The organism is Rhodococcus sp. IEGM 27, from assembly GCF_033142305.1.
Taxonomy (GTDB): Bacteria; Actinomycetota; Actinomycetes; order Mycobacteriales; family Mycobacteriaceae; genus Rhodococcus_F; species Rhodococcus_F oxybenzonivorans.
The window spans coordinates 48,612-62,126 of the sequence record NZ_JAWLSG010000003.1; the positions used below are offsets into that span (position 1 = coordinate 48,612).

Consider the following 13,515-nt stretch of genomic DNA (forward strand, 5'->3'; position numbering starts at 1 on the left):
GCCGTGAGTACTTATTAACACTCCGCGGTTAACAAGTACTCACGGGCGCGAAGCGCTAACCTCGGGCGCATGGATATCGGGGAGAACGTCCGAAAGCTGTCCAAAATCGCACCACTTCTCGTCGCGGGGGCTGTTGCGGCGGCGGTGCCGGGGATTGCCGCCGCCGAACCCGTCAGGGGGCCCGACGTCGCATCCTGGCAACATCCGGGCGGTTCGCCGATCGACTGGTTCGCCGTCCGCAACGCCGGTCACGACTTCGCAATGGTGAAGGCCACCGAGAGCTTGAATTACGTCAATCCGTTCTTCGTGCAGGACTGTCTGGCCATGCGGGTGGCCGGTGTGTCCCGCGGCGCGTATCACTACGCCGACCCCACTCAGTCACCGGAAGCGCAGGCCGCCTTCTATTCGACGGTGGTGCTGGGCATCAACGGCCCCGGCGACATGCCACCGGTTCTGGACATCGAGCATTCCGGTGGGTTACCGCCCGCCGCGTTGATCGATTGGACGCACCGCTACCTGAACACCGTGCGGGCGCTCACCGGACGCCAGCCGATCATCTACACGTATCCCAACTTCTGGCGCACGGCGATGGCCGACACCCATGAATTCGCCGGGTATCCCCTGTGGATCGCCGATTACAACGGGCAGAACGCCCCTGGACCGCTTCCGGGTGGCTGGAACACGTGGAGCTTCTGGCAGTACACCAGCACAGGCCGCATCCCCGGTGTCAACGGCAACGTCGACCTCAACGTCTACAGCGGAGCGCAGGGCGACTTCGCCCGGTACTCCAACAGTGCGTCGCCGTTCGGCAGTTAGGCCACCTGTAGGTTGACCCCAGGCGCCTCGGTGAGCCGCCCGGGGTCAACCTACCGGGTCAGGCGCCGATCCGGCCGCCCGACTTCCACACGGCGACGACAGCGGGACGCGGCTGCGAACTTCCGCCGTCGGGCCAGTGTGAGGCGGGGTTGTCGGCGCTGGCGTCGTCGGATTCACCTGGGTGCTGCACGCACACGACCACCCGATCCTCGTCGACGATCGGGCCGCACGTCTCGGCGCCCTTCGGCACCGACAGGAACTGTTTGGTTTCGCCGCGGTTCGCGCCGTCGAGGGTGACGCTGAATAGTCCGTCGTTCGACTTCAGCGCGTTGCCGTCGGTGGAGATCCACAGATTGCCATGGGTGTCGAACGCCAGGTTGTCGGGGCAGGAGATGGGGCTGACCTTCTCCTTGTCGAACCCGCCGAAGTAGGTGTCGGCTTCTTTCGGGTCACCGCAGACGAGCAGCAGATTCCAGGTGAACGACGTGCCGGCGTGGTCGTCGGTGAGCTCGAGAACCTGGCCGTTCTTGTTGTTGTTTCGGGGATTCGCCTCGTCGGCGGCGGCAGCGCCGTCGACGCCTCGCTTGGTGTTGTTGGTCAGCGCCACATACACCTTGCCGGTCTTCGGGTTCGGCTCGAAGTCCTCGGGGCGGTCCATCTTGGTGGCACCGACCTTGTCGCCGGCCTCGCGGGTGAAAACCGCGACCTCCTCGGCGCTCATGCCGTCGACGAGGGACTCGCCCCTGCCGTCTTCGCCGGTGCGAAGCAACGGAATCCACTCGCCGGTGCCGTCGAAGGAACCGCTCGACGGCAGCGTGCCGGAGCCGTCGATCTCGTCCGGGGAGTTGCCACTGAACTTGGCGACGTACAGTGTGCCGGCGTCGAGCAATGTCATGTTGTGGCGCACGGCCGCCTGGCTGTTGCCGTCCATCATCTTTCGGCTGGAAACGAACTTGTACATGTAGTCGAAGCGCTCGTCGTCCCCGCTGTAGGCGACCACGGTGCCGTCGTCGGTGACGTGGATGGTCGCGGCCTCGTGCTTGAACCGGCCGAGTGCGGTGTGCTTGACCGGCGCGGACGCGGCATCCCAGGGGTTCACCTCGACGACGTACCCGAAGCGGTTCACCTCGTTGGGGTCCTGCGTCAGGTCGAAACGGCGGTCGAAACGCTCCCACTTACGTTCGGAGGCAGCACCTTCCAGGCCGTAACGCTTCAAGCGCGCGGCGACGACCGGGTCGGTGACCAGTTCGGCGTTCGCGAAGTACTGGTTGAAGTTCTCTTCACCTGACAGCACCGTGCCCCATGGCGTGAGGCCGCCGGAGCAGTTGTTGAGGGTGCCGAGGACCTTGGTGCCGGTCGGATCGGCAGACGTTTTCAGGAAGTCGCTGCCGGCCGCGGGCCCGGTGACGACGAACTCGGTGGTCGCGGTGATGCGCCGGTTATAGGGTCCGAATCCGGGAGTGAGCTTGCCGGAGCCGCTCTCACCCTTCACCTGCAGCACGGACAGTCCATGGGCGGCGAGTGCGATTTGGAACTGTTCAGGAGACGGATTGTCGGCGTCATACCCCTTGAACATGAACGGCTCGCTGCTGTACTCGTGATTGACCACCAACAGGAACGTGTCGGGCTGGCCGTCGACGGGGAGGAGTCCGGCGAAGTCGTTGTTGTATCCGAACTGTTGCGCCTGCGCAGCCGCGGTCTGATTGTCGAAGTCGAATGCGGGTGCGCCGGCGAGGACCGGGTCACCCCAGCCGATCACGACCGCCTGCTCGTATCCGTCGGGAACCACGACGGCGTCCTCGGTGTTCGGGGCCACGGCCGTGAAGTTCGTGCCGTTCGGCGCGGCATCATCCGAGCCCGCTGTGCTCGAACTACTGCCGCTGTCCGAGTCGGTCGAACATGCTGCGAGCGCACTGCCCGCACCCACGGCGAGCACCGCCATCCCGGCACCGCGCAGGACGCCCCGCCGGGAGAGTGCCGCGCGGGCGATGTCGCGGAAGTACTCACCCTGCGAATCGTTGGGCACGTCGTGGGAGCAGGCGTTGCCGCACTTGTACTGGCAGGTGACGGCGGCGCGCGACGACACGCCGTCGTGGGTGACGAACAGTGCGAGGGGTTTCAAGCTCACCGTGGCTCCCGATTAGAAGTGAAATAACTTCGGCACCGTAGAAGTCGTAAGCAAGGGAAAGGGAACACCTGCGTGAACGGGCGACGAACGAGGCGACCCTAAGTCGTTGCTTCTACGTCTGGCGGACGGCCTGTCGGCCGTGCACCATGGAGAGATGGACCCGGTGGAGGCGCTGCGGGAAATAGCGTTCTGGCTCGAGCGCTCACGTGCCGAGACCTACCGGATTGCCGCTTTCCGTCAGGCTGCGGACGTGGTCGCGAATCTGTCGGCCCGCGAGCGAGCCGCCCAGCAGAGTGACCACTGGAAGTCGCTACCCGACGTCGGGGCCGAAGCCGCTGCGATCATCCGGGAGTGCGCGGAGTCGGTGCCGCCCTATCTCGCGTATCTGCGGAGTTCCGCCGAGCCGATCGGGCTCGGCGGCATGGAACTACTCGACGCCCTCCGCGGCGACCTGCACACGCATTCGGACTGGTCGGACGGCCGGTGCCCGATCAAGGAAATGATGCGCCGGGCGGCCACCCTGGGGCATGAGTACTGCGCGCTGACCGATCACTCGGTGCGACTGACGGCCGCCAACGGACTGACGTCGGAGCGCCTGCTCGCCCAGTTGAGCGTGATCGCCGAATTGAATGCGGAGCTCGCGCCGTTCCGCGTCCTGACCGGCATCGAGGTCGACATCCTCGACGACGGGTCCCTCGACCAGGACGACGATCTGCTCGCGGACCTCGATGTCGTCGTCGCCAGTGTGCACTCCCACCTCGACGGCGACCGTGCCACGATGACGAAGCGGATGGTGCAGGCGGTCAAGTCCCCACACGTCGATGTTCTAGGGCATTGCACCGGACGACTCGTCGCGGGAAACAGGGGCACGCGGCCCGAATCGAAGTTCGATGCGGAGAGGGTATTCGACGCGTGCCGCGAGCACGGCACAGCGGTGGAGATCAACGCCCGGCCCGAGCGGCGGGATCCGCCAGGCCGCCTGATCGATCTCGCGCTCGCGAGCGGCTGCCTGTTCTCCGTCGACACCGACGCTCACTGCACCGGTCAGCTCGCGTGGCAGGGCTACGCCTGTGAACGCGCCGCCGAACGCGGCGTCGAGCCGGCGAACGTGATCAACACTCTGCCCGTGACCGAGCTGCTGGCGTGGACCGGCTCATCCCACCGGCACTGACTCGTGGCCTGCTCATTGCGCTCACGGTCGCCGCGTTGCTGATCGCTGCCATGTGGGCGTTGCAGCGAAAGCTGATTTATTTCCCCGACGCCTCCCCGGTGCCATCGGCCCTACAGCTGTTCACCCGCGCCGAGGACGTCACACTGACGACGTCGGACGGCCTCGAGCTGGGCGCCTGGTACGTGCCTCCGGTCGGTGCGAGCCGGGACGCGACCGTGCTCGTCGCCAACGGGAATGCGGGTAACAGGGCGGACCGGGCGTTGCTGGCGTCGGACCTGGCGGACGCCGGTTTCGCCACCCTGCTCTTCGACTACCGCGGGTACGGCGGCAACCCGGGTGAGCCCAGCGAGAAAGGACTGGCACTCGACGTCCGTGCGGCCTACCGGCACCTGGTCGACGAGCGCCGGGTGCCCCGCGAACGGTTGCTCTACTTCGGTGAAAGCCTCGGCACCGGTGTGGTCACCGAACTCGCCACCGAGCATCCGCCGGCGGGGATGCTGCTGCGATCACCGTTCGTGGACCTGGCCTCGCTCGGGGCCAGGCACTACCCGTTCCTGCCGGTCCGGTTGCTACTGCGCGACCGATTCCCGGTCGCGGAGTCGGTGGCACGAGTCGACGTACCCACCACCGTGGTCTACGGGACGGCCGACACCATCGTGCCTCCCGACCACAGCGAACGCGTCGCCGACGCCGCCCGCGGACCGGTCGAGCGGGTGGCACTGCCGGGGGTGGGGCACAACGACGCCGTGATGTTCGGCGGTGCCACCATCGTCGACGCCACCGTGGCCCTCGCCGAGAGGGCGCTCCGCGCCCCGTGAGTGGTTAACGAGTCTGTGGACTCGCCGGCCACGCACAGGCGCTAGCGCACGATCACGACGTCCAGGGTGCGGGGGCCATGGACGCCTTCGACGCGGTTGAGTTCGATGTCGCTGGTGGCGCTGGGGCCGCTGATGAACGTGAGCGGCCTGGTCGGGTCGAGGGCGTGGAAGGCCTGCGGCACGGTGTCGACGATCTGGTCGGCACGGATGACGCAGATGTGGTGATCGGGGACCAGGGTCAGTGCCCGTCTGCCCTGACCGACGCCGCCGTCGAGAACTATTGTCCCGGTGGCCGCGATGCCCAGAGTGCACCCGGTGACGACGACCTCGATCGCGTCGAGTTCGAGTGTCGACAATTCCGCGGGTGCACTGTCGACGACGACGCTGCGTCGTGGTCGCCACGACTCCGGCAGATCCGCTGGGACGACGGCGCACGCTCCTTCTGGGATCAGCCCGGTGACGACGTCGGCGACCGTCCTCTCGTCGGCGCGATGGACCTGGGCTCGGTAGTCGTCGACGGTGTGGGTGAACTTCTCGACGTCTCCGGGACCGGACATCGGCTTCCGGTGATAGTCGCGCGGCACAGGTTCGGGAGTGGGTGCATCAGCGATCGCCGACCGGATCCTGGCCAGTATAGCGTTGCGGGCGTCCATCATTCAGTGTCCTCATGGGTGCGGGCCCACCATTGCCGGAAGGTTTCCTTTGGTGGGGAGGGCAGGTCTCGGCTCGACGTCCACTTCGATCCCGGGTACGGCAGCGACGTGATGCGCCCCTTCTTCCCGCCGAGTATTCGGCCGATCTTGGACGCCGTCTCGGCGGCGGCGAACCGCTTCTCCGATCCCATCACGAACCCCGCGGCCTTCATCGCGAGGTCCTGCCCGCCGGGGAGGCCGCGCCGTTCCGAATCGACTTGCTCGGCCCGCAGATGCACCAGGATGCTCGGGATGTCGATGCGTACGGGGCACGCGTCGAAACACGCGCCGCACAGTGTCGACGCATAGGGCAGTGACGCATTGGGGTCGTCGTGGCCGGTGGTGCCGGTGAGTTGCGGGCTGAGGATCGCGCCGATCGGCCCGGGATACACGGAGCCGTACGCGTGGCCGCCCGCTCGCTCGTACACGGGACACACGTTCAGGCAGGCGCTGCACCGAATGCAGTGCAGGGCTGAGCGTCCCACGTCGTCGGCGAGAACGTTGGTGCGACCGTTGTCGAGCAGGACGACGTGGAAGTTCTGCGGTCCGTCACCGGGATGAACGCCGGTCCACATGGAGCTGTAGGGATTCATGCGTTCGGCCGTCGACGAGCGGGGAAGCAGTTGCATGAAGACTTCGAGGTCGGTGAACGCGGGCACCAGCTTCTCGATGCCCATCAGCGTGATCAGGGTGTCGGGAAGGGTGAGGCACATCCGTCCGTTGCCCTCCGATTCCACCACCGCCAGCGTCCCCGTCTCGGCGATACCGAAGTTGGCACCAGAGATCGCCACCTTGGCGGAGAGGAACTTTCGCCGAAGGTGTGCCCGGGCGGCCATTGCCAGCGCCCGCGGATCGTCGGTGATGCCGGCATCGATGTCCGGCATCGACTTCAAGAAGACCTCCCGGATTTCGGCGCGATTCCGGTGGATGGCGGGGACCAGGATGTGACTCGGCTTGTCGTGTCCGAGTTGTACGATGAGCTCGGCGAGATCCGTCTCGATCGCCGCGATCCCGTTCTCCTCGAGGTACTCGTTCAGACCCGTCTCCTGGGTGGCCATCGACTTGACCTTCACGACCTCGTCGGATCCTGTGGCCCGGACGAGGTCGGTGATGATCCGATTGGCCTCTTCCGAGTCGCGCGCCCAGTGGACGATTCCCCCACGGGCGGTGACGTTTTCCTCGAATTGCACCAACAGTTCCGGCAGCCGCGACATTACCTGCGCCTTCAGTGCACTGCCCGCTCGGCGCAGCTCCTCCCAGTCGTCGACCTCGGCGACCGCGGCGATGCGCTTGTTTCGGATGGTGGTGGTTGCCGCCCCCAGGTTGGCGCGCAGTTGGGTGTCGGCAAGTGACTTCCGCGCCGCGTCGGGAAAAGATTCTGTGCCCCGGATGTTTCCGGTGCCGGCATGGAAGGTGGGTGAGCCGAGGAACGTGGTCATGCGTTGCTCCCGATCTTCTCGGTGCTCGCCAGGATCTCGGCGAGGTGGACGGTGCGCACCCCACTGCGCAGCCGGGACAGTCCGCCGCCGATGTGCATGAGGCAGGACGAGTCGCCGGCGCTGCACACCTCGGCGCCGGTGCGGAGCACGTTGCCCATCTTGTCGGCGAGCATGGCCGTCGAGGTGTCGGAATTCTTCAGGGCGAAGGTTCCGCCGAAACCGCAACAGGAATCGGCGGCGGGAAGTTCGATCAGCGTCATTCCGCGAACCGCGCGGAGCAGTTGCACGGGTTTGTCGCCTACCCGCAACATCCGGAGCGAGTGGCAGGTGGGGTGGTAGGTGACGCGATGCGGGTAGTAGGCGCCGACGTCGGTGACACCCAGAACGTCGACCAGCAGCTCCGACAGCTCGTAGGTCCGGGCGGCGAGATCCTCGGCACGCGAGGCGAGGGACTCGTCACCGTAACGCCGCGCCACCATTGCATGCTGATGGCGGACGGACCCGACACACGAACCGGACGGCGCGACCGCCACATCCCAGGATTCGGCCTCGAACGCCTCGACGTGATGGCGGACCAGCGGAAGCGCCTCGGCCTGGTAACCGGTGTTGACGTGCATCTGCCCGCAGCACGTCTGCTTCGGCGGAAACACCACCTGGTGGCCGAGGCGTTCGAGCAGCCGGACCGTGGCGGTGGCGCAGTCGGGAAACAGGGCATCCGCCAGGCATGTGGCGAACAAGGCGATCTTCATCGGTCCTCCAACCGGGTGGGCTGTGGTCTGACCACAGTAGCGCACTGTGGTCAGACCACACCAGGTAAACTTCGACTGTGCGTACACACGAGGTGGTCCTGCAGCGGATCGAGCGGGATCTGTCGGACGGAAAACTCGTGGTCGGTGGCCGATTGCCCGCCGAACGTGCGCTCGCCGAGGAGCTCGGGGTCGGCCGCTCCTCCGTTCGGGAGGCTATGCGAGTGCTGGAGGCGATGGGCATCGTCCGCACGGCGGTGGGTTCGGGTCCGGACTCGGGGGCAATCGTGGCGGCAGATCCCGCCGCGTCCATCGGAGTGGCCCTGCGACTGCACATGGCGACGCGCACCCTGCCGATCCGTGACGTCGTCCAGACGCGCACCCTGCTGGAGTCGTGGGCGGTGCAGGAGGCTGCCGAACGGGCAGGTGAACTCGACCTGCAGGGGCTTGATGCACTACTCGACGCCATGGACGACGAAACCCTGACGCCGGAGGCCTTCCACCGGCTCGACGCCGATCTGCACGTCGCGATGGCCGCGCTCGCAGGCAACGTCCTCGTCGAGGCCATGATGGTCTCGCTCCGCGAATCGATTTCCGGCTACGTCATGCAGGCCGTCCCGCAGCTCGACGACTGGAACGAGGTCGCGCAGAACCTGCGCTGCGAGCACCGCGCCATCGTGACCGCCGTACGCCGCGGGCACGGCACCAAGGCCTCCATCCTCGTCCGCGAACACATCGAGGGGTTCTACGGGCTGATCCAATAGGCGCGCAGCGGCCTACAACACCTGGGACAGGAACTGCTGCAGTCTCTCGGTCTGGGGTTTGTCGAAAAGCTGTTCAGGCGTACCGGTTTCGATCACAGCACCGTGGTCCATGAACAGCACCGTGTCCGACACCTCACGGGCGAAGCCCATCTCGTGGGTGACCACGACCATGGTCATGCCGCCCTTGGCGAGGTCGGCCATCAACGCGAGAACCCCCTTCACCAGTTCGGGGTCGAGCGCGGAGGTGGCCTCGTCGAAGAACATCACCTCTGGTTTCATGGCCAGCGCCCGGGCGATCGCGACCCGCTGTTGCTGACCGCCGGACAGGTTGCCCGGCCGCGAATCGGCCTTGTGCGCCAGCCCAACGAGCTCGAGCTGTTCGAGCGCCAGCGTCCGTGCCTCCTCCTTGGACAGGCCCTTGAGCTTGCGTGGGCCGAGTGCGATGTTGTCGACGACGGTCTTGTGCGGGAACAGGTTGAACTGCTGGAACACCATGCCGATCTGCTGCCGCAACGTGTCCGGGTTGTCTTTCAGCACCGACTTGCCGTCGATCAAAATATCGCCCTGATCGGGTTCGTGTAGGCGGTTGAGCACTCGGAGCAGGGTGGACTTTCCGGAACCGGACGGGCCGATCACGGTGACGGTGTCCCCCGCGTCGACGTGGATGTCGACGCCGCGGAGCACCTTGTTGGTGCCGAATGCGAGATGCAGGTTGGTGCCAGTGAGAGAGACGGCCATCGCCTTATCCCCTTTCCACGACGATGGACTGCTCCACCGGATCGAGCGTGCCGGACGTGTCGGCGCGGCCGGTGCGCAGACGGTGGTCGATGTAGTTGACGAGGTGTGTCAGCGGAATCGTCATAGCGAGATAGAACAGGCCGGCCGCGACGAGGGGCGACAGGTTTCCGGTTTGCGCGTTGAGATCGCGACCCACTGCGAACAATTCGCGCTGCGTGACGAGCAGGCCGAGGAAGTAGATGAGCGACGAGTCCTTGATGAGGGAGATGAATTGGTTCATCAGTGCGGGCAGCACCCGTCGCACACCTTGCGGGATCACCACCAGGGTCATCGACTTGCGGTAACTGAAACCCAGGGCCCTTGCGGCCTCGAGCTGCCCCGGTTCGACGCTCTGGATTCCGGACCGGAAAATCTCACCGATGTAGGCGGACGCCAGCAGCGACAGTGCGGCGGCCCCCAGCCAGTACGGGTTGTTTCCGGTGAGGCCTCTCACCACCGGTCCCACACCGAGTCCGACGATGAGGATGATCACCACGGCGGGAAGCCCACGGAACACGTCGGTGTAGACCCGCGCCGGCCACCGCAACCACCGCGTGCGGGAGATCCCGGCCATCGCGAGCAGCATGCCCAGCACAGTGCCGACGATGCCGGACGCCAACGCGAGAATCAGGGTGTTCGGCAGGCCGGTTTTCAGTAGATCGGGGAATGCCCGCGCGTACAGGTCCCAGTCGAAGAACGTGTCCTTCAGCTGTGCCAGTGTCGACTTCGGCTCATTCACCGGAGTCTCGGCGTCGGTTTCGATGTTCTCGGCGGCGAGCGCCGCGAAGTCGGGCAGGTCCGGCATCGGCGCCGCCTTGCTGCCGGGCTTCCATCCTTCGGGCAGTTCGCGAGGCACCCAGTCGGAATACAGTTCCGCCCACGTGCCGTCCTCGATGGTCGCGTCGAGACCGGAGTTCAGCGCGTCGATCAGAGGCTGGTTCTCCTTCGCGACGGCCCACCCGACGAAGTTGTTGACACTGAACGTGTTCTGCGCGATCGACGTCGGATCTCCCGGCGCGATGGCGCCTTCCGCCTGCTGCGACGGCGCCACCCATGCGTCGATCTGCCCCGACTTCAGGTTCGCATACGCCGTGGCGTAGTCGGGGAACTTGACCGGGTCGAGCTTCAGTGTGTTGACGACGTAGTCGTCCTGAACGGTGCCCTGCACGACACCGATGCGGGTGGACGAGTTCAGGTCGTCGAAGCCCTTGATGGGTCCGCCGTTGGGGACGACGAGGGAGAAATAGCCGAAGTCGTAGCCGTTGGTGAAGCCGACGGTGTTACGCCGCTCGTCCGTCGTCGTGATCGAGGATGATCCGACGTCGAACCGTCGCCCCGACACCTGCGCGAGCAGTCCGGCGAATTCGGTGCCGACGAAGTCGACGCGCAGACCGAGCTTCGCGGCGACGGCCTTCAGGAGTTCGTTGTCGTATCCAGTGAACTGGTTCTCGGCGTTCACACAGATGCTCGGCGGTGCGTCCGACAGCGTGCCCACCGTCAGAACGCCGGGGGTGATGAGGTTCAGCTTCGATGTATCGATCTGCTCCAGCGGGGTGACATCGGGCGTGGTGTAGCGGTCTTCCGCGCCGGCGCCCGCCGACGCGTCGAGGTTGGTGGGCGCAGCGGTCGCGGCGCCGACACCCGGTGGTGCACACAGATCCTGTGGCGCCGCCCCCGAAGAACTACTGTCGCTCGAACACGACGACAGGGTCAGCGCCATCAGGGCGGTCAGCAACAATGCCACCACCACACGGATCTTCGCTCCCACGGAAGAAAACATGGTGAGCAGCGTAACCCCGGCGGTGGCTGATAAGCGGGGTCGGAAGACGCGTGAGCGACGCCCGTCACTCCTCTTGTTTGGCAGACATACAAGAGGAAGCGGTGACGGTGATGGACGAAGCCGGCGGGCAGCGCGCGACCCGTGAATCCGGCCGTCAGACCCGTGACAGCTGTCGAGCGTAGGCCGTACGCCTTGACAGGATATGAGCCCGACAGTCAATATATGCAAACGCTTAGAAAATAAGCATTCGCTTAGAATCGAATCGGTAGGAGTTCCTCATGCCCGAGGCTGTCATCGTTTCCATCGCCCGTTCGCCGATCGGTCGCGCCATGAAGGGATCGCTCAAGGGCATGCGCCCGGACGACCTGGCCGCGCAGATGGTGCAGGCGGCACTGGACAAGGTGCCCGCCCTCGATCCCACCGACATCAACGACCTGATCCTGGGTTGCGGGCTGCCCGGCGGTGAGCAGGGCTTCAACATGGGCCGCAACGTCGCCGTCCAGCTCGGCTACGACTTCATCCCCGGCACCACCATCACCCGGTACTGTTCCTCGTCTTTGCAGACCACCCGCATGGCATTGCACGCGATCAAGGCCGGTGAGGGTGATGTGTTCATTTCCGCCGGTGTCGAGACGGTGTCCCGGTTCACCGCGGGCAGCTCCGACTCGCTGCCCGACACCCAGAACCCGCTCTACGCCGACGCCCAGTCCCGCACCGAGAAGCTCGCGCAGGGCGGCCAGCAGTGGGTCGACCCCCGGCAGGAGGGACTGGTCCCGGACACCTACATCGCGATGGGCCAGACCGCCGAGAACGTCGCCCAGATCACCGGCATCACCCGCGAGGAGCAGGACCGGTGGGCGGTGCGCTCACAGAACCGGGCGGAGGAAGCCATCAACAGTGGTTTCTTCGAGCGGGAGATCACCCCGGTCACCCTGCCCGACGGCACCGTCGTATCGAAGGACGACGGCCCCCGCGCCGGCACCACCTACGAGGCCGTGTCGCAGCTGAAGCCGGTGTTCCGGCCGGACGGCACCGTGACCGCCGGCAACGCGTGCCCGCTCAACGACGGTGCCGCCGCCCTGGTGATCATGTCCGACACCAAGGCCAAGGAACTGGGATTGACCCCGCTCGCGCGGATCGTGTCCACCGGGGTGTCCGGACTCTCGCCGGAAATCATGGGGTTGGGCCCGATCGAGGCCACCAAGCGGGCCCTGGCCATCGCCGGGATGGGTATCTCCGACATCGACCTGTTCGAGATCAACGAGGCGTTCGCCGTGCAGGTGCTGGGGTCGGCGCGGGAACTCGGCATCGACGAGGACAAGCTGAACGTCTCCGGCGGTGCGATCGCCCTCGGCCACCCGTTCGGTATGACCGGTGCCCGGATCACCGCGACCCTGCTGAACAACCTGCAGTCCAGCGACAAGCAGTTCGGCGTCGAAACCATGTGCGTCGGCGGTGGCCAGGGCATGGCCATGGTCCTCGAACGGCTGTAGGCCGCTGCGCCGCCCGTGAGTGGTTAACGAGTGCAGAGACTCGTTAACCACTCACGGGTGCGGAGCGCCTATGCGAGGCCGGACAGCGGCGGCGGGGTGTTCTCGTCCCGCCACGCGATGGCTTCCTTCAGTTCGGTGAGGTCGAAGTCGGGTCCGCTGGTGCCGACGGTGAACAGGGTGACACCGGCGTTGACGTAGGCGGCGGCTTCGTCCGAGCCCGGCCAGGACGTGGAGTGCGCAATGGTGTCGGGGTTGCGGCCGTGGTCGGCGCAGCGGTCGGCGAGGATGCCCGACTTCCGCGCGTGGGTTTCGATGTCGCTGAAGCTGTGCCAGATGTCGCCGTACTGTGCGACGAGGGGCAGTGTCTTCTTCTCGCCGCCGCCCCCGATGAGGATGGGGATGTGCCGCGTGGGCGCGGGTTCGAGCTTGCCGAACCGGGCGGTGATCCGTGGCAGGTACTCGGCCAGCAGGTCCAGCCGCGACCCCTTGGTACCGAAGTCGTACCCGTACTCGTCGTAGTCGCGCTCGAACCATCCGGAACCGATCCCGAGGATCAGCCGTCCCCCGCTGATGTGGTCGACGGTGCGGGCCATGTCGGCGAGCAGGTCCGGGTTCCGGTAGCCGGCGCAGGTGACGAGGGCACCGATTTCCACTCGTTCCGTCTGTTCGGCGAATGCTCCGAGCATCGTCCAGCATTCGAAGTGGGCACCGGCCGGGTCGCCGTACAGCGGGTAGAAGTGGTCCCAGTTGAAGACGATGTCGACGCCGGCGTCTTCGGCCCGCAGAACGGCGTCGCGAATCAGTCCGTAGTCGGGCGCGTGTTGCGGCTGAATCTGGACACCGATTCGAACTGAACGGGTCATACGTGGCTCCTCGAATGAGTGCGGCGGC

At 66.0% G+C, this 13,515-nt stretch carries 12 protein-coding genes; 5 read left to right on the plus strand and 7 right to left on the minus strand.

Going from position 1 to position 13,515, the window contains the following annotated elements; translation table 11 throughout:
* The first annotated feature begins 69 nt into the window (after positions 1 to 69).
* Positions 70 to 816 carry a glycoside hydrolase family 25 protein gene (locus tag R4P95_RS11120; protein WP_317744568.1) on the plus strand — a complete coding sequence of 249 codons (747 nt, stop codon included), beginning with the start codon at positions 70 to 72 and terminating at the stop codon, positions 814 to 816.
* A 58-nt stretch (positions 817 to 874) separates the two neighbouring features.
* Here the strand turns inward: R4P95_RS11120 and R4P95_RS11125 are convergent, their stop codons facing one another.
* Positions 875 to 2,944, minus strand: coding sequence for a PhoX family phosphatase (locus R4P95_RS11125; RefSeq protein ID WP_317744567.1), 2,070 nt, complete (start codon positions 2,942 to 2,944; stop codon positions 875 to 877).
* 154 nt (positions 2,945 to 3,098) lie between these two features.
* On the opposite strand from R4P95_RS11125, the gene R4P95_RS11130 reads away from it, so the two are divergent.
* Positions 3,099 to 4,115 carry a PHP domain-containing protein gene (locus R4P95_RS11130; protein ID WP_317744566.1) on the plus strand — a complete coding sequence of 339 codons (1,017 nt, stop codon included), beginning with the start codon at positions 3,099 to 3,101 and terminating at the stop codon, positions 4,113 to 4,115.
* A gap of 50 nt (positions 4,116 to 4,165) precedes the next feature.
* On the plus strand, positions 4,166 to 4,933 hold the full coding sequence (locus R4P95_RS11135; RefSeq protein WP_397517695.1) for an alpha/beta hydrolase: 768 nt from the start codon (positions 4,166 to 4,168) through the stop codon (positions 4,931 to 4,933).
* Between the two features lie 41 nt (positions 4,934 to 4,974).
* On the opposite strand, the gene R4P95_RS11140 is transcribed toward R4P95_RS11135, so the two are convergent.
* Genes R4P95_RS11140 through R4P95_RS11150 form a run of 3 tightly spaced genes read right to left on the minus strand, consistent with a single transcriptional unit; the run spans position 4,975 to position 7,813 of the window.
* Complete coding sequence (locus tag R4P95_RS11140; protein ID WP_317744632.1) at positions 4,975 to 5,586, minus strand: lactate utilization protein C; 612 nt, start codon at positions 5,584 to 5,586, stop codon at positions 4,975 to 4,977.
* The gene (locus R4P95_RS11145; protein WP_317744565.1) at positions 5,586 to 7,064 is read right to left on the minus strand and encodes a LutB/LldF family L-lactate oxidation iron-sulfur protein; all 1,479 of its coding nucleotides are present in this window, start codon (positions 7,062 to 7,064) and stop codon (positions 5,586 to 5,588) included. The genes R4P95_RS11140 and R4P95_RS11145 overlap by 1 nt, the downstream gene beginning before the upstream one ends.
* Entirely contained in the window at positions 7,061 to 7,813 is a 753-nt protein-coding gene (locus R4P95_RS11150) for a (Fe-S)-binding protein (RefSeq protein WP_317744564.1), read from the minus strand. The genes R4P95_RS11145 and R4P95_RS11150 overlap by 4 nt, the downstream gene beginning before the upstream one ends.
* Before the next feature lie 77 nt (positions 7,814 to 7,890).
* On the opposite strand from R4P95_RS11150, the gene R4P95_RS11155 reads away from it, so the two are divergent.
* Positions 7,891 to 8,574: a FadR/GntR family transcriptional regulator gene (locus tag R4P95_RS11155; protein WP_317744562.1), complete on the plus strand. Its 684-nt coding sequence runs from the start codon at positions 7,891 to 7,893 to the stop codon at positions 8,572 to 8,574.
* A 12-nt stretch (positions 8,575 to 8,586) separates the two neighbouring features.
* Here R4P95_RS11155 and R4P95_RS11160 read toward each other — a convergent pair whose 3' ends face one another.
* Positions 8,587 to 9,312: an amino acid ABC transporter ATP-binding protein gene (locus R4P95_RS11160; protein ID WP_317744560.1), complete on the minus strand. Its 726-nt coding sequence runs from the start codon at positions 9,310 to 9,312 to the stop codon at positions 8,587 to 8,589.
* Between the two features lie 4 nt (positions 9,313 to 9,316).
* Positions 9,317 to 11,131, minus strand: coding sequence for an ABC transporter substrate-binding protein/permease (locus R4P95_RS11165; protein ID WP_213575545.1), 1,815 nt, complete (start codon positions 11,129 to 11,131; stop codon positions 9,317 to 9,319).
* Between the two features lie 278 nt (positions 11,132 to 11,409).
* Here R4P95_RS11165 and R4P95_RS11170 point away from each other — a divergent pair, with 278 nt between their 5' ends.
* Positions 11,410 to 12,624, plus strand: coding sequence for an acetyl-CoA C-acetyltransferase (locus R4P95_RS11170; protein WP_317744558.1), 1,215 nt, complete (start codon positions 11,410 to 11,412; stop codon positions 12,622 to 12,624).
* A 68-nt stretch (positions 12,625 to 12,692) separates the two neighbouring features.
* Here R4P95_RS11170 and R4P95_RS11175 read toward each other — a convergent pair whose 3' ends face one another.
* On the minus strand, positions 12,693 to 13,487 hold the full coding sequence (locus tag R4P95_RS11175; protein ID WP_213575547.1) for an LLM class F420-dependent oxidoreductase: 795 nt from the start codon (positions 13,485 to 13,487) through the stop codon (positions 12,693 to 12,695).
* Positions 13,488 to 13,515: the final 28 nt, after the last annotated feature.